We start from the raw sequence: 15,154 nt of genomic DNA, 5'->3' as shown, positions 1-15,154 counted from the left end.
AGCCCATGAATGCCTTCGGTCGACTGTTTCTTGCCCTTGCCTGCGTGCTCACTCTGGCTTTGCCAGTGGCTGCGCGCGAGGAAATCCGCGCCTTTGCCGCCGATATGACGCTGCGCGTCGATGGTTCGGTTCGGGTGGTCGAGACGGTCGATGTGCGCGCCGAGGGCAATCAGATTCGGCGGGGCATCTATCGCGATATCCCCACCGTCCTGCTGGGGCCTTCGGGCAACAAGATCAGGGTCGGGCTCGCTGTCGAAACGGTGACGCGCGAGGGCAGGCCGGAGGATTTTCGCGTCGAGCGCATGGGCAATTTCCAGCGCATCTGGATCGGTAATTCCGAACGGCTCATTGCCGTGGGCGAGCATCGCTACATCATCACCTATGTCATGGAGCGCATGGCGCGGTCTTTTGCCGACCATGACGAACTCTACTGGAACGCTACGGGCAATTACTGGGATTTTCCGATCCTGAAATCCGTGGCGCGCGTGACCTTGCCCGATGGCGCGGTGATTTCGGACCTATCCGCCTATACCGGTGTCGCCGGCTCGACCGAGCAGGCGGTGACCATCACCCGCAATTCCGACACCGAGGCGACGTTCCGTACGCAGCGCGTGCTTGCCGCCGGGGAGGGCATGAGCTTTGCGGTCTCCTTCCAGAAGGGCATCATCCAGCTGCCGCAGGGTTTTGATGCGCTTTTGCAGGAGGCTTCGGATCTTCGTGAAGTCTGGCTGCCGATTGTCGCCGTCCTGCTGCTGCTGGCCTATAATTTTGGGGCCTGGTGGCGCGTTGGGCGAGACCCGCCAAAGGGCACGATCATTCCGCTCTTTCATCCGCCCAAGGACTTTTCGCCGGCCCTGACGCACTATGTGCACAAATGGGGTTTTGCCAATTCCGGCTGGACCGCGATGACCGCGGCCATCTTCAATCTCGGCGTGCGCGGGCTCGTGACCATCGACAATCGCGGCGATGCGCTGACCGTCAAGGCGACGGGCAAAGAGCCTGACGTTGCTCTTCCGGTCGGCGAAGAGGTGCTGTTCCGCTATTTTTCCGACAAGCGCAGCGTCACCATCGACAAATCGACCGGGCCGGGGCTAGCGACCAAGCGCAACGAGTTCATGGCGGCGTTGCAGCGGGAGAACCGCAATGTCTGGTTCAACCACAATATCGGCTTTGCCGTGCTCGGTGTCGTGCTGATGATCCTGATGCTGATCGGCATGGTGGCGCTCGACGTGCTTGAGCCGGTCTGGTTAGTCGCCGCCTTCGTCGGCGGCATTTTCGCTGCGGTTATCGGTTCGATTGTCTTCAATGCGCTGCGCACCGGCGGCTGGCAGCGCTATCTGACCGGTCTGATCGTCGGCGTGTTTGCGTTCAATTTCGTCGGCGGCATGGTCGAGACGTTTTCCAGTCTCACTATCAATTCCGCTGCCATTGCCGCTGGCTCGATGGTGCTGATCACGGCCATCTTCGCAGTCCTGATGCGTGCCCCGACCGTGCAGGGCCGCAAGGTCATGGACGAGATCGATGGCTTCAAGCTCTATCTCGACACGGCGGAAAAGAACCGGCTCAACATCAGCAATGAACCGCCCATGACCGTGGAGCGTTTCGAACGCATTCTGCCCTATGCCATCGCACTCGGTGTCGAAAAACCATGGTCAGAGCATTTTGATGCCGAACTGGCGCGCAATGCCGTTGTCGATGCGCGCGAAGGCTATTCGCCCGGCTGGTATCAGGGATCGGGCCGCGGCTTTTCCTCGGGCTCGATCTCCAATGTCATTGCTGGCGCTTCATCCGGCATGGCCGCCGCCATGGTCGCCGCGCAGCCCGTACAGGCCAGCTCCTCCGGCTCCAGTAGCGGTGGCGGCGGATTTTCCGGCGGTGGCGGCGGTGGAGGCGGCGGCGGTGGCTGGTAGGCCAAAACTTCCGCTCAGCCGCCTCGTCCATGTGGACAGGCCCGCCGCGCCACGCTAATCACCCCTACGCCTTCGAAATCCGGTTGCCCCTCATGCCCGAACTCCTGCTCGAACTCTTCTCCGAGGAAATTCCCGCCCGCTTCCAGCGGCGCGCTGCCGAAGACCTCAAGAAAGCCGTCACCAATGCACTGGTCGATGCGGGTCTCGTCTATGAAGGCGCCCGCGCCTTTGCGACCCCTCGCCGCCTGGCCTTGACCGTGTCGGGCCTGCCGGTGCGCTCGCCCGATACGCGCGAAGAAAAGAAGGGCCCCAAGGTCGGTGCGCCGCAGCCGGCTATCGATGGTTTCCTGCGTTCGGCTGGGCTTGCTTCGCTGGATCAAGCCAAGGTCGAGAGCGATCCCAAGAAAGGCGATTTTTATGTCGCCGTGATCAACAAGCCGGGTGCCGATGCGGTGGAACTGCTTTCGGGCATTCTGCCGAAAATCCTGAGCGATTTCCCCTGGGCCAAATCCATGCGCTGGGGCTCGGGCAGCTTTAACTGGGTGCGCCCGCTGCGCGCCATCACTGCCACCTTCGGCACTGAGAATGATGAGCCGATTGTCGTGCCGTTTGCGACTGCCGGCATCGAGTCCGCGCAGACGACGTTCGGGCATCGTTTCCTCTCGCCCGACGCGATCCGCGTGAAGCGTTTTGATGACTATGTGACCGCGCTTGAGCGCGCCAAGGTCGTGCTCGATATCGACCGCCGCAAGGACATCATCCGCGGCGACGCTGATCAGCTCGCCTTTGCGCAGGGCCTGACCGTCATCCATGACGAAGGGCTGCTGGAAGAAGTCGCCGGTCTCGTCGAGTGGCCGAATGTGATGATGGGGTCGTTCGATCCCGAATTCCTGAAGCTCCCCGAAGAAGTCATCATCGCCACCATCCGTGCCAACCAGAAGTGCTTCTGTCTGCGCGACGCCTCAGGCAAGCTGGCGCCGAATTTTATCATTACCTCCAACATCATTCCGACCGATGGCGGTGCGGTGATCGTGGCTGGCAATGAGCGCGTCATTCGCGCGCGTCTCTCCGACGCTGCCTTCTTCTATCAAGGCGACCTCGCCATTCCGCTGGAGCATGGTCTTCCAAAACTCGAAGACATGGTGTTCCACGCCAAGCTCGGCACGCAGTTCGCCATGGTCAAGCGGCTGGTGGATCTCGCTGCCGAAATCGCGCCGCAGGTTGGTGCCGATGTCGAAAAGACCAAGCGCGCCGCCATGCTCGCCAAGGCCGATCTGGTCACCGGCATGGTCGGCGAATTCCCGGAATTGCAGGGCCTGATGGGGCGCTACTATGCGACCGCGCAGGGAGAGCCGGCAGAAATCGCCAATGCGCTTGAAATGCACTACAAGCCCGTCGGCCCCTCGGACCGTGTGCCGACCGAGCCCGTTTCCATCGCTGTGGCTTTGGCCGACAAGCTCAATGTCCTCTCGGGTTTCTGGTCGATCGACGAAAAGCCGACGGGCTCGCGCGACCCGTTTGCCTTGCGTCGCGCGGCTCTTGGCGTCATTCGCATCGTCACCGAAAATGGGCTGAAATTTCCGCTCAAGGTCGACGCCGATCTGCTGGCCTTCTTCCATGATCGCCTGAAAGTGTCGCTGCGCGATGCCGGGGCGCGGCATGACCTTGTCGACGCCGTTATCTCGGCCGACAGCAATGACATTCTGCAGGTCACCCAGCGCGCTGAAGCCCTTTCGACGCTGCTCTCCAGCGACGACGGCAAGAACCTTCTTGCCGGCTATCGCCGCGCGGCCAATATTCTGGCAGCCGAGGAGAAGAAGGACGGAAAATCCTATGCCGGTGCGGTCGATCAGGCGGCGCTGAAGCTGCCGGAAGAAGAGGCATTGGCCTTCGCTGTGGACGCCGTGCACGCCGCTGTGGCGAGCCATGTTGGCAAAGACGACTACAGGGGCGCCATGGGCGAACTGGCAACGTTGCGTGCGCCGGTCGATGCGTTCTTCACCGCCGTGCTCGTCAACGATGCCGATCCGGCCGTGCGCACCAATCGCCTGAACCTCCTCGCGCGCCTCCGCGACACCATGCATCTCGTCGCGGACTTCGGTAAAGTCGCCGGCTAAAGGACCAAAATATGAGTGTCGGCCTTCTTGCCTTGCTTGATGATGTGGCCGGCCTCGTCAAGGTTGCGGCCGCGTCGCTCGACGACGTGGCCGGTCAAGCTGCCAAGGCCGGCGCAAAGGCGGCCGGCGCCGTGATCGACGATGCGGCGGTGACCCCGAACTATGTGCAGGGTTTTACCGCCGATCGCGAATTGCCGATTGTCGGCAAGATCGCCTGGGGCTCGATCAAGAACAAGCTGCTGTTTCTGTTGCCAGCGGCGCTGCTTTTGAGCTTTTTCGCGCCCTGGCTGATCACCCCGCTCTTGATGATCGGCGGCGCCTATCTCTGCTATGAAGGCGCGGAAAAGGTGTTTCACATGCTGGCCCCGCACGAGGCTGAGCATCATGAAGCCTCGCTCGAGCCCGCGACCATCGATCCCCAGACGTTGGAGGATCAGAAGGTTGGCGGCGCCATCAAGACCGACTTCATTCTGTCGGCCGAGATCATGACCATCATCCTCGCCGCCATCGAGGTTCAGGATTTCTGGAGCCGTGCAGCGGTTCTGGCGGTGGCTGGCGTCGGCATTACGGTGGTCGTCTATGGCGCAGTGGCGTTGATCGTCAAAGGCGACGACTTTGGTGTGTTCATGGCCCGCAATGGCCGGACGTCGGTGGGGCGCGGCTTTGGGCGCGGGCTCGTGGTCGGCATGCCCTATTTCATGCAGGTGCTGAGCGTTGTCGGCACCGCGGCGATGACCTGGGTTGGCGGCTCCATCGTCGCCCACGGGCTTTATGAATTCGGACTCAACGGACCGGAAATTGTCATCGAGACTGCGGCGCATTGGGCGGAGCACACATTCCCCGCCATCGCCGGTGTTGCCGGCTGGTTCGCGACCGCCTTTGTCGACTTCTTCTTCGGCTTGATCCTCGGCGCACTGCTGATCCCGGTTGCGGGCTATGTCATCGCGCCGACCTGGAAGGCGATCAAGGGCGTGTTGCCGAAGCGCGCCAAGGCCTAGAACGGCGGCGCAAAACTCTCGGGGGCCTTTTTCCCCTTGAACGGCGCCATGCCTTCGCGGGCGAGCTCGTCGGCGCGCTCGTTGAGTTCGTCGCCGGCGTGGCCTTTTACCCAGTGCCAGGAAATCTCATGGCGCTTGGTGGCTTCATCCAGCGCCTGCCAGAGTTCGACATTCTTGACTGGCTTCTTGTCGGCGGTCTTCCAACCGTTCTTTTTCCAGCCGTGAATCCAGCCCTGGACGCCGTTTTTCACATATTGGCTGTCGGTGTGGATTTCGACCGTGCAGGGGCGGGTGAGGGCATTGAGCGCCTCGATGGCGGCGGTCAGCTCCATCTTGTTGTTCGTGGTCAGCTGTTCGCCGCCCTTCAGCTCCTTGCGGTGCTGGCCGAACTGCAAAATAGCGCCCCAGCCGCCGGGGCCGGGATTGCCCGAACAGGCGCCGTCGGTATGGATGATGACAGATTCAGCCATTGTTGGGGCGCCTCAGGATATGAAACTGGCAGGTGATGCCGAGGTGGTCAGTTGCGACATGGGTCTTTTCCATGCCGATCTTGCCGAGCACGGCGAGGGAGGGCGCGTTGCGAACATCGGCCATGCCGATGAAATGCTCGCCCTTGTTCTGGGTAAAGAACCAGTCACGTAGTCCTGCCGCCGCTTCTTTCGCATAGCCCTGCCCATGGTGTGCTTCGAGGAGCGCATAGCCTATCTCGGGTTCACCAGTGGGGGGATAAATGCCGAAACCGGCCCTGCCGACAAAGGCTCCATCGGATTTCCGGCGTAACCGTAGCTTGCCGAATTGATGCTTTTCAAAAAGCTCTATCCAGTGAGACAAGGCGGACGCTGCCTGTTCGCGCGTCCAGGGCGCGCCCGAAACGCTGAGATAGCGGGCAATGCTGGGATTGCCGTGCAGCGCCATCAGGTCGTCAAGCTGATCTTGGCGCCAGCCCGACAGGACGAGGCGCTCGGTCTCGAAGAGATCGAGATCGATCATCGCCCCGAGGCCACTTCGAGATTGCGCAGCACTTTGGGGATGTTGAAGGCGATATTCTCTTCGGCCGTGGTCTTGGTCTCGACCGAGACCTCATAGCGTGCGGCGAAAGCATCGATCACTTCTTCGACGAGGCTTTCCGGCGCCGAGGCGCCGGCGCTGACGCCGAGGGTTCTGATATCGCCATAGAGCGACCAGTCGATCTCGCTGGCGCGGTCGACGAGGGTCGCGACCTTGCAGCCGCTGCGGAGGGCAACCTCGACGAGGCGCTGCGAATTGGACGAGTGCGGCGAGCCGACGACGATCATCGCGTCCACCAGCGGCGCCACGGCCTTGATCGATTCCTGGCGATTGGTCGTGGCGTAGCAGATGTCTTCTTTGTGTGGCCCGTTGATAGCAGGGAAGCGCGCACGAAGGGCGGCGACGATTTCGCGGGTGTCATCGACGCTGAGCGTCGTCTGCGTCACGAAGGCGAGCGTGTCCGGGTTTTTCGGCGTGAAGACATTGGCGTCGGCCACGGTCTCGATGAGAGTGACGGCGCCTTCGGGAAGCTGACCCATCGTGCCGATCACTTCGGGGTGACCGGCATGGCCGATGAGAACGATTTCGTGGCCTTCCTCGAAATGGCGCGAGGCTTCCACATGCACCTTGCTGACGAGCGGGCAGGTGGCATCGAGGAAGAACATATTTCGCGACTTCGCGTCGGCCGGCACGCTTTTGGGCACGCCATGGGCCGAAAATACCACCGGGGCTTCGGTCTCGGGGATCTCGTCGAGCTCTTCGACGAACACCGCACCCTTGGCCTTAAGCCCTTCCACCACATATTTATTATGCACGATGGCATGGCGCACATAGACGGGAGCGCCGTATTTCTGCAGCGCCAGCTCCACGATCTGGATGGCGCGATCGACGCCTGCGCAGAATCCGCGCGGCGCGCATAACAGAATGTCGAGGTGTGGCCGTTTTTCCATGAGAGATCAGATGCTTTCCGCGTCGGGCCAAGTCAAGTGCTGTTGCAGCCGCACCGGAGCCTGAGGCAGTATGAGGTCACAATGATGTCAGGGACGGTTTTACGGTGAGTCTTGCGCAGGAAATGTTTGCGATTGCCCCTGCCGAGGGGAAGGCAAACCTCACCGCTGCCCAATTGAAACTGCTGGCCGGCAAGGCCCGCTGGATTTTTCGCGTTGGGGAGGCCGGTTTCCCGACGGTTCCGACCATTGCGATCACCCGCGCGGCCTGGGAAGCGCTCCAATCCGAGCGTACGCGGCTCGACACTCGACTGCGCACGCATTGGATTGCCTGTCTTTTCAAGCTCGTGGGCAAGGATGGCAAGGCGCCGATGCTGGCGGTGCGGACGTCGGCTGCCAATCACAATAGCGGTTTGCAGCCAGCACGCACCGGCATAGCGGCGCCGACCGCGCCCGAGGATTCGGTAGATCCGACGCGGCCGCTGGCCAAGGCGATCAAGCAGGCCTTTGAAAGCTATGGTTTTTCGCAGGGCGGCTGGGCCAATTTCCGTGGCGAAGATGATCGCGCCAGGCAGATCGTGCTCATTCAGGCGGCGGCAGAAGGCGAGCTCGAACAGTTTCTGACGCGGAACGCGGCGACCGGTGCGCTGGGACCGGCGCCGCTCAATGGCGCGCCGCTGCCGCGCTTGCCGGAGTCCATTGGTTCGCTGATTTCGCTGCTCGATGCCAAGGCGGGGCGGCATATGGCGTGTCTCGTCGCCATCCAGAAGGGCAAGGTGCAGTTTCTGTCGGCTCGCCCGGTGCAGGCTTCGGCGGCGGCGGAGCTTGAGGCGGCCGTGGATCGGGTGCAGAACAAGATCTGGTCGCCGCATAATGCGGTCAGCCGCGTCGATCCCAATCGCCTGCCGCAATTGCTGCATCCGCGGATCAAGTCGACCGAGGATGTTACGCCGATTGCGACCGGGCTTGGCGTTTCCCCGGGCGCCGCGAGCGGCATTATCACGTTTTCGGCGGAAGACGCTGCGCGGCTTCGGGCGCGCGGCAAGCACTGCATTTTGGTGGTCAATGAGACTGGCCCCGCCGACATCGAGGGGATGAAGGCGGCGACGGGAATTCTTACCGCGCGCGGCGGCATGACCAGCCATGCGGGCGTGATTGCGCGCATCACTGGCAAGCCTTGCGTCGCAGGCGTGCGTACGCTGTCGGTCGACACCAATGAGATGATCTGCCGCATCGGCTCGCGCGAATTGCGACCGGGCGATCGGCTGACCATCGATGGCAGCGATGGTTCGGTCTATCTCGGCACGCTGCCGCTGGCGCAGCCACATATCGGCGGGAATATCGGCACGCTGCTCGGCTGGTCGGATGCCAGCCGCTCGATTGCCGTGCGCACCAATGTGGAAACAGTGGAGTCGGCAGCGACGGCGCTGAGCTTTGGCGCGGAAGGCATTGGCCTTGCGCGGTCGGAGCACATGTTCTTTTCGCCCGAGCGCCTCGTGGCGCTGCGGCGCATGATCCTTTCCGAGGATGAGGAGGCGCGCAGCCTTGCCGTAAACGGTCTCGTCGATTTCCAGACCGGCGACTATTCGGCGCTGTTCTCGGTGATGGGCGGGTTGCCGGTGACCGTGCGGCTCTTCGATCCGCCATTGCACGAATTTTTGCCGCGCAATGACGAGGAAATCGAGGAAACGGCAGCGTCGCTCGGCGTAGCTGTTCGCGCCCTGAGATTGCGGCTGGAACGCATTGCCGAGGTCAATCCAATGCTTGGGCACCGCGGTGTGCGCTTGGCCATTACCTATCCCGAAATCCTCCAGATGCAGATGCAGGCAGTCATCGCCGGGGCGCGGGAGGCGAGCGAGCGGCTGAACAAGCCGATCCCGGTGGAAGTCATGGTGCCCTTCGTTTCGACGGCCAGTGAGGTCGCCTGGGTGCGCGAACGGACCATGGCGATCGTTGCCAATTCGGGCTTGCTGAAATCGGAGAAAGTAAAGTTCTCGTTCGGGACGATGATCGAGCTGCCGCGCGCTTGCCTCAGGGCAGGGGACATCGCCGGCATGGTCGATTTCATTTCGTTCGGAACGAACGACCTGACGCAGACGACCTTCGGCATTTCGCGTGACGACGCGCCGACCTTCCTGACCGTCTATCAGCGCAAGGGTATCTATGAGCGCGACCCATTCGTCACCATCGACGAAAAGGGGGTGGGCGAGATGATTTCCATTGCCATTCAGCGGGGCAGGGCGGCCAATTCGCGGCTGAAAATCGGCATTTGCGGGGAACATGCCGGCGATCCGGTCTCGCTGAAATTCTTCTCGGGGCTGGGGGTGGATTATGTGAGCTGCGCGCCTTATCGCGTGCCGGTGGCGCGGTTGACGCTGGCGCAGGCGGCAACCTGACGCGCCACACTTTTCCCTGAAGCCATTTCAATCGCGGGCATTGGTCACGATATAAGAACGTGACAAAAGACTAGCGAAGCAAATGGGGGGATAATGCTGGTGATTGGTATCAGGGGTTTTGCGGCGCTGACTATATTTGGCGTCATGTCCGCGGCCCCGGCTTTTGCTCAATCCGGCGCGCAATGTGCTGCCATCGGTGGCGATAGCGAGCGTCTTGCCTGCTATGACGCGCTCTTTCGTGACGGTGGGGCTGCTGCAGAAGCGTTGAGCGTCAGCTTTGAATCCGAACAGCTTATTCCCGCCAGGCCGAGCGGTCGCATGCCCGCGACCATGACCATTGTCTGCGAGGCGGGGAACCTCAGCGCTTCCTTCGCCTATGCCGGCAATACCATGTCGGCCCTGGGGCGGGACGCGGGGATTACACTGCAGGTCGATCTGCAATCGCCGCGTAGCAGGACTTTGCAGGTCAACTCGACCAACACCGCGTTGGTGATCGACAACACGGCCGATACGGTAGCCTTTCTCGATACGCTGGCGGGGGCGCAGAACTTGACGACGCGGGTCACGCCGGTCAATTCGCGGTCCCTTTCAGTGCGTTTCAGTCTCGCCGGTGTGCTTGAGCAAGTCGAACCGGTACGGGCGGCCTGTACTTAAGCGACATCGGGCAGAAAGCCGCTTCGCGCTTTCCCCTCCGATGCGCAGGGTCCTGCGACAAATCCGCCAATCATACTTCTGCCGCTTGCTTGCCGCGCTTTGACCCTTTGCGCGCCTGTTTGCCTATTTACTCGGCGCTAACCTTAATCAGAGATCATCACGATCGTCGGCATTTTAGCGTCACTTTTGCCGGTCTTGTTCGTGTTGCGTAGCGTTGAGTAGAGTTTATGGCCCATCCACACCGGCCCGTGCGTCCGCACGCGGCTAGAGCGGTTCGCCGGGGATTGCCCGTCGCCAGGACGATGGCGTTGGGCGTTGTCGCGTCCCTGGCTTATGCTGGCCTTGCCGGCGGTGCCTTTGGCCCGTCTGGCGATCTGCCCGAAATCCAGACCTCAAAACCCAACCTTGCTCTTGCAAGCCTGAGCTATTCCGGCGCCGACCCTATTATCACGGGATCGGTCGATCATCTCTTTGAGTCCATTAGCTTTATTGGCCCCAATCGGTCGGAAAAGACCGATCGCTACAAGCCGGCCGTCGATGTCGTTGCCTTCTCTAAGAATTTTGAGGAAGCCCGGGTCCGCATCGCAGCACTGCGTGATCCCGGCGGCGATCCCAATATTCTCGGCCAGTCGCGCATCGCCGAACTTGACGATGCACCGGACGAAGCCGGACCGCGCATGTCGGTCGCCTCGATCAATCCGGCAACGGCGGCAGCGCTCGACGCCATTGCCGGCATCGCGCCGCAGACGGCTTCGCTGACGCCGACCGATCCAATTCCGGCCATGGCCTCGGAACAATTGGCCTATGCGCGCGCCAATGCTCCGGTCACCGGGGCTTTTTCGACCACAGCGCCGGTAGAGGTGTCTGAGCGCGAAAAATGGTGTCTGGCGACCGCGATCTATTTCGAAGCCCGTGGCGAGGCCTATCGTGGCCAGGTGGCCGTGGCACAGGTGGTTATGAACCGGGTCAGGGATCACCGCTATCCAGATACAATCTGTGGCGTGGTTTATCAGAACCAGAACAAGCGCAATGCCTGCCAGTTCTCGTTCGCCTGCGATGGTATTCCGGAAGTCATCAATGAGCGTGAGCCCTGGGCTCAGGCCGAGGACATTGCCGAGCGCTATCTCAAGGGCGAGCTTTACCTGACCGAAGTGGGCAATGCGACGCACTACCACGCGACCTACGTGCGTCCCGCCTGGGCTCCGCGCATGGAGAAGGTCACCCAGATCGGGCTGCACGTCTTCTATAAGTTCAAGCGCGGCTGGCTGTTCGGATAAAGCTTAGCAATACCAATAGCTTGCGGTCGAGATGCAGGTGGAAGTCCGCGTCTCGCCGCGATGCGTCTTGTAGGTCGAGATCGAGACGTAGGAATTGCCGCTATAGGTCTTGAGACGGGTCCACTGGCCATTGTTCCAACTCGAAAAGCTGAATCGGTCCCGTGGGTTATCGGGTTCGATGACACCGGGATACTGCACATGGGGCGAGGCGATGCCGTCGCTCGAATAGGTGCCGGTGGATGTCCGCGTGATGGTGACATAGCTCACGCGCCCGCCCTCGATCTTTTTGATCGTATGGGTGTCGAGCGGGTCGGTGGAGACCCAATCCTCATAGCGGACGCCCTCATCGTCGCCGAGGATAAGCAGCTTGCTCGGATCGAAGCCGTCGGCGCGGGCGGGGGCGAGGGACAGCACGAGGGCGGCCGCGGTCAGGCTCAAAAGCGTGGGCAGGGTCGGCAGGTTCATGGCAGTCGTCCCATTCTGATCCAGTGCGGGCGCACACGATTAACGGATTAGTAACCATGACGATGCGGCGAAGCGACCCTTTCCTTAAGCCTTGGTTAATTCTGCCACGGGTTTAGGGGGCGGGGATAAGTTCTGCGATAGCTTCGAAACTGGCGATGAAGCGGTCATGCGCTTCGCGCGTCGGCCAGGGCTGGATCAGCCGGTCGAAATGCTCGATCTCGAAGGCTGCAACGCCCGGTTCGCCAAAGAATTTTATCGCCTCGGCGGGTTCGAAGCCGGCAAGGCTCGTGGCCTCGAAATAGGCCGCTTCCTGGTCGGCTTTCTTCATCTGTTTCTTCAAGGGGACAGACTGGGTCGCGGGCAGGGAGAAGCGTAGGTAAATCGCTGAAAGCAGGCGGTTTTCGACGTCCTTGTAGTTCCCGCCCATGGCCGTCTTGAAGGGGGAAATGATGTCGCCCATGACATATTCGGGCGCATCGTGAAGGAGGGTTTGCAGGAGGTGCGCGGGCGCGGCCTCTGGGTTCGATGCGCGGAACAGTTCGAGCACGAGGACGGAGTGCTGCGCGACGGAAAAGGGATAATCGCCAATGGTTTGGCCATTCCAGCGCGCGACGCGGGCAAGGCCATGCGCGATGTCGGAAAGCTCCACATCGACGGGGGAGGGATCGAGAATATCGAGGCGGCGACCCGACAGCATGCGCTGCCAGGCACGTGAGCTTGTGCGGGCCATAGGGGTCGAGTTCGTTAGCAGACTGTTGGCGGTGACACTAACAGATGCGGCCGATTCGAGAATGATTGGTGAAGGGGTGGGGAGGTCCACCGCGATATCCAGTCAAACCGGCACCTCCTCCCAACCTGCCCCGTCAAGGGAGAGGTGCCGCATCCAGTTTTGGGACTGGCTGCACGTCAAGATCACCGCTCGGCACCCTCCCCCTTTGCGGGGAGGGATGGGGAGGGGGATGTGCGGCAGTGAGCTATTCGGCGTCTTCGGTGACCGCTTCACCGAACTGATATGTCGCCCAGGCGGGGAGGGCGAGGGTGACGGGTTTGCCATCGACGGTCGCCGCGGTGACGTCGGTGATGCGGTCTAGGCGGAGGATGGCGACGGCTTTGCCGTCGACGACCTGGCCAATGGCGCCGGCTTCGCGGCCGCCGGCGATGACGGGCGTGCCAGCGGGGGCGGTGATGCCGGAAACGATGACGGGGCGGCGGCGGGCGGTGCCGCGGTGCTTCATGCGGGAGACGACTTCCTGGCCGACATAGCAGCCCTTGACGAAGTCGATGCCGTCGAGAATGTCCATGCCGATATCGTGGGCGAAAGTGTCGTTGGCGGGGAAGTCATTGCCCTGATGGAGGATGCCGTTGGCGATGCGGGCGGTGTGGTAGGCCGTGTCATCGGTTGGCCAGTCGGTTGTGGCTTCAACTGGCGCGATGATGCGGAAGCCGAGGGTGATGGGGCCGCGGCGGTCTTTGTGGGCAAGGTGGGAGGGCTCGCTGGCAAAGCCTAGGCGATGCGTTTCGCGGAGATCGTCGATCTCGACCTTGGCGCGGAGGCGGTACATGCGCATACGCTTATAGAAATCGTCGGCGACGGAGGTGTGGACATCGAGCCAGAGCGCGTCTTCGGCGTGAGCAGCGAGGCCTTCGGCGAGAATTTTGCCTTGAGGGGAGAGCAGGGCCCAGAGGCTGGCGGGCTCTTCGGCAGACATGGGCATGATGCCGGTGACCACATCATTGATGAGGCGGTGCGCATCGGGACCGGAGAAACGGAAGATGACGCGGTCGCTGCGCAGCACGATAGCCATATGGACACTCCATAAACAGAGGTTCCCGCGTTCGCAGGAATGACCCGGTGATGGGATGGACAGGCAAGGGCGCGAGCTTCTAGAACCGAACGCGATCAACCATCGGCGGGATTTTAGACATGGCGCAGTACGACACGATTTTCAAGAACGCGACCGTGGTCAACCATGATGGCGAGGGGCTGGCCGATATTGCGGTGAAGGGCGGCAAGATTGTTGCGCTCGGCACGATCACGGGCGATGCGACTGAAGTGGTCGATTGCAAGGGGCTGCATATCCTGCCCGGTGTCATCGATACGCAGGTGCATTTTCGAGAGCCGGGGCTGACGCATAAGGAAGATCTGGAATCGGGATCGCTTGGCGCGGTCATGGGCGGGGTGACGGGCGTGTTCGAAATGCCCAATACCAATCCGCTGACGACATCACGCGGAACCTTTGAGGCCAAGATCGCTGCCGGCACCAATCGCATGCATTGCGATTTTGCCTTCTACATTGGCGGCACACACGAGAATGTCGGCGAATTGGCTGTGCTTGAAAAGCTGCCGGGTTGTGCGGGCGTAAAGGTGTTTATGGGCTCGTCGACGGGCTCGCTGCTGGTGCAGGACGATGCGGGTGTGGAAGCCATTTTGCGCGCGATTTCGCGGCGCGCGGCCTTCCACTCGGAAGACGAATATATGCTTGAGGAGCGCAAAGGTTTGCGCGTACCGGGCGATCCGTCGAGCCATCCCGTGTGGCGCTCGCCTGAAGTGGCGATGAGCTGCACGACGCGGCTCGTGAACCTCGCGCGAAAAACCGGCAAGCGTATCCATGTGCTGCATATCTCGACCAAGGAAGAGATGGTCTATCTCGCTGAGCACAAGGATGTGGCGAGCGTGGAGGTGACGCCGCACCATCTGACGCTGGACGAGACGGCTTATACGCGGCTCGGCACCTATGCGCAGATGAACCCGCCGGTGCGCGACAAGGCGCATCGGGAAGGCATCTGGAAGGGTGTCGAGAATGGCATCGCGGATATTCTGGGCTCCGACCACGCGCCGCATACGCGCGAGGAAAAGGACCATGCTTATCCCGCGAGCCATTCGGGCATGACTGGCGTGCAGACGCTGGTGCCGACCATGCTGGACCATGTGAATGCGGGGAAACTCAGCCTGCAGCGGTTCGTGGATATGACCAGCCATGGGCCGAACCGGCTGTTTGGCATTGCCGGCAAGGGGCGCATTGCGGTGGGCTATGATGCCGACCTGACCATTGTCGACATGAAGCGGCGCGAGACCATCACCAATGAGTGGATCAGGAGCCGTGCGGGCTGGACGCCTTATGATGGGGTTGAGGTGACCGGTTGGCCGGTGGGCACGATCGTGCGCGGGCACAAGGTGATGTGGCAGGGCGAGCTGGTGACGCCGAGCAAGGGGCAGCCGATGCGGTTTTTGGAGGCTCTGCCGCCGGGGTAGAGCTTTCGTCTGCTTCTTTCGTTGGGGCGAGGGAGGCACAGTTCTCCTTCTCCCCTTGCGGGAGAAGGTGCCCGCAGGGCGGATGAGGGGTCATCGATCTCACCACTCGCTCCTTTGCGGAGGAGAGAA

General features: G+C 61.7%; 12 protein-coding genes and 1 pseudogene. 7 read left to right on the top strand and 6 right to left on the bottom strand.

Translation table 11 applies throughout. From position 1 onward, the window contains the following. The first annotated feature begins 5 nt into the window (after positions 1 to 5). The 3 genes from J7557_RS11115 to J7557_RS11105 all read left to right on the top strand — a co-directional run bounded on the left by J7557_RS11115 (position 6) and on the right by J7557_RS11105 (position 5,025). Positions 6 to 1,910, top strand: coding sequence for a DUF2207 domain-containing protein (locus J7557_RS11115; RefSeq protein WP_291420134.1), 1,905 nt, complete (start codon positions 6 to 8; stop codon positions 1,908 to 1,910). Between the two features lie 92 nt (positions 1,911 to 2,002). Then, a complete protein-coding gene (gene glyS, locus J7557_RS11110; RefSeq protein ID WP_291420133.1) occupies positions 2,003 to 4,027 on the top strand; it encodes a glycine--tRNA ligase subunit beta in 2,025 nt (674 codons plus the stop codon). An 11-nt stretch (positions 4,028 to 4,038) separates the two neighbouring features. Further along, a complete protein-coding gene (locus tag J7557_RS11105; protein WP_291420132.1) occupies positions 4,039 to 5,025 on the top strand; it encodes a DUF808 domain-containing protein in 987 nt (328 codons plus the stop codon). On the opposite strand, the gene rnhA is transcribed toward J7557_RS11105, so the two are convergent. Genes rnhA through ispH form a run of 3 tightly spaced genes read right to left on the bottom strand, consistent with a single transcriptional unit; the run spans position 5,022 to position 6,983 of the window. After that, positions 5,022 to 5,495: a ribonuclease HI gene (rnhA, locus tag J7557_RS11100; RefSeq protein ID WP_291420131.1), complete on the bottom strand. Its 474-nt coding sequence runs from the start codon at positions 5,493 to 5,495 to the stop codon at positions 5,022 to 5,024. The two genes, J7557_RS11105 and rnhA, sit on opposite strands and share 4 nt — an antisense overlap. Next, positions 5,488 to 6,015 carry a GNAT family N-acetyltransferase gene (locus J7557_RS11095; protein WP_291420130.1) on the bottom strand — a complete coding sequence of 176 codons (528 nt, stop codon included), beginning with the start codon at positions 6,013 to 6,015 and terminating at the stop codon, positions 5,488 to 5,490. The genes rnhA and J7557_RS11095 overlap by 8 nt, the downstream gene beginning before the upstream one ends. Then, positions 6,012 to 6,983, bottom strand: a complete 972-nt coding sequence (gene ispH / locus J7557_RS11090) for a 4-hydroxy-3-methylbut-2-enyl diphosphate reductase (protein ID WP_291420129.1) — start codon at positions 6,981 to 6,983, stop codon at positions 6,012 to 6,014. The genes J7557_RS11095 and ispH overlap by 4 nt, the downstream gene beginning before the upstream one ends. Positions 6,984 to 7,087: 104 nt before the next feature. Between ispH and J7557_RS11085 the strand changes: the two genes are divergently transcribed. The 3 genes and pseudogenes from J7557_RS11085 to J7557_RS11075 all read left to right on the top strand — a co-directional run. Then, the gene (locus J7557_RS11085; protein WP_291420128.1) at positions 7,088 to 9,376 is read left to right on the top strand and encodes a putative PEP-binding protein; all 2,289 of its coding nucleotides are present in this window, start codon (positions 7,088 to 7,090) and stop codon (positions 9,374 to 9,376) included. Positions 9,377 to 9,475: 99 nt separating this feature from the next. Continuing rightward, a complete protein-coding gene (locus tag J7557_RS11080; RefSeq protein WP_291420127.1) occupies positions 9,476 to 10,030 on the top strand; it encodes a hypothetical protein in 555 nt (184 codons plus the stop codon). 863 nt (positions 10,031 to 10,893) lie between these two features. Beyond that, a pseudogene (locus J7557_RS11075) lies at positions 10,894 to 11,307 on the top strand (cell wall hydrolase); the annotation flags it as partial. Positions 11,308 to 11,310: 3 nt separating this feature from the next. Here J7557_RS11075 and J7557_RS11070 read toward each other — a convergent pair. The 3 genes from J7557_RS11070 to J7557_RS11060 form a co-directional block, all read right to left on the bottom strand. Beyond that, positions 11,311 to 11,772 carry a hypothetical protein gene (locus J7557_RS11070; RefSeq protein ID WP_291420126.1) on the bottom strand — a complete coding sequence of 154 codons (462 nt, stop codon included), beginning with the start codon at positions 11,770 to 11,772 and terminating at the stop codon, positions 11,311 to 11,313. A gap of 112 nt (positions 11,773 to 11,884) precedes the next feature. Then, the gene (locus J7557_RS11065; protein ID WP_291420125.1) at positions 11,885 to 12,502 is read right to left on the bottom strand and encodes an HD family hydrolase; all 618 of its coding nucleotides are present in this window, start codon (positions 12,500 to 12,502) and stop codon (positions 11,885 to 11,887) included. Positions 12,503 to 12,746: 244 nt separating this feature from the next. Then, positions 12,747 to 13,577: a folate-binding protein gene (locus J7557_RS11060; RefSeq protein ID WP_291420124.1), complete on the bottom strand. Its 831-nt coding sequence runs from the start codon at positions 13,575 to 13,577 to the stop codon at positions 12,747 to 12,749. 119 nt (positions 13,578 to 13,696) lie between these two features. Between J7557_RS11060 and J7557_RS11055 the strand changes: the two genes are divergently transcribed. Continuing rightward, entirely contained in the window at positions 13,697 to 15,025 is a 1,329-nt protein-coding gene (locus J7557_RS11055) for a dihydroorotase (RefSeq protein WP_291420123.1), read from the top strand. The last annotated feature ends 129 nt before the right edge of the window (positions 15,026 to 15,154 follow it).

The sequence above is a fragment of the Devosia sp. genome (genome assembly GCF_017744655.1).
In the GTDB taxonomy this organism is placed as follows: domain Bacteria; phylum Pseudomonadota; class Alphaproteobacteria; order Rhizobiales; family Devosiaceae; genus Devosia.
Note: the sequence above shows the minus strand (reverse complement) of the source record. Positions and strands in the feature narration are given on the sequence as shown.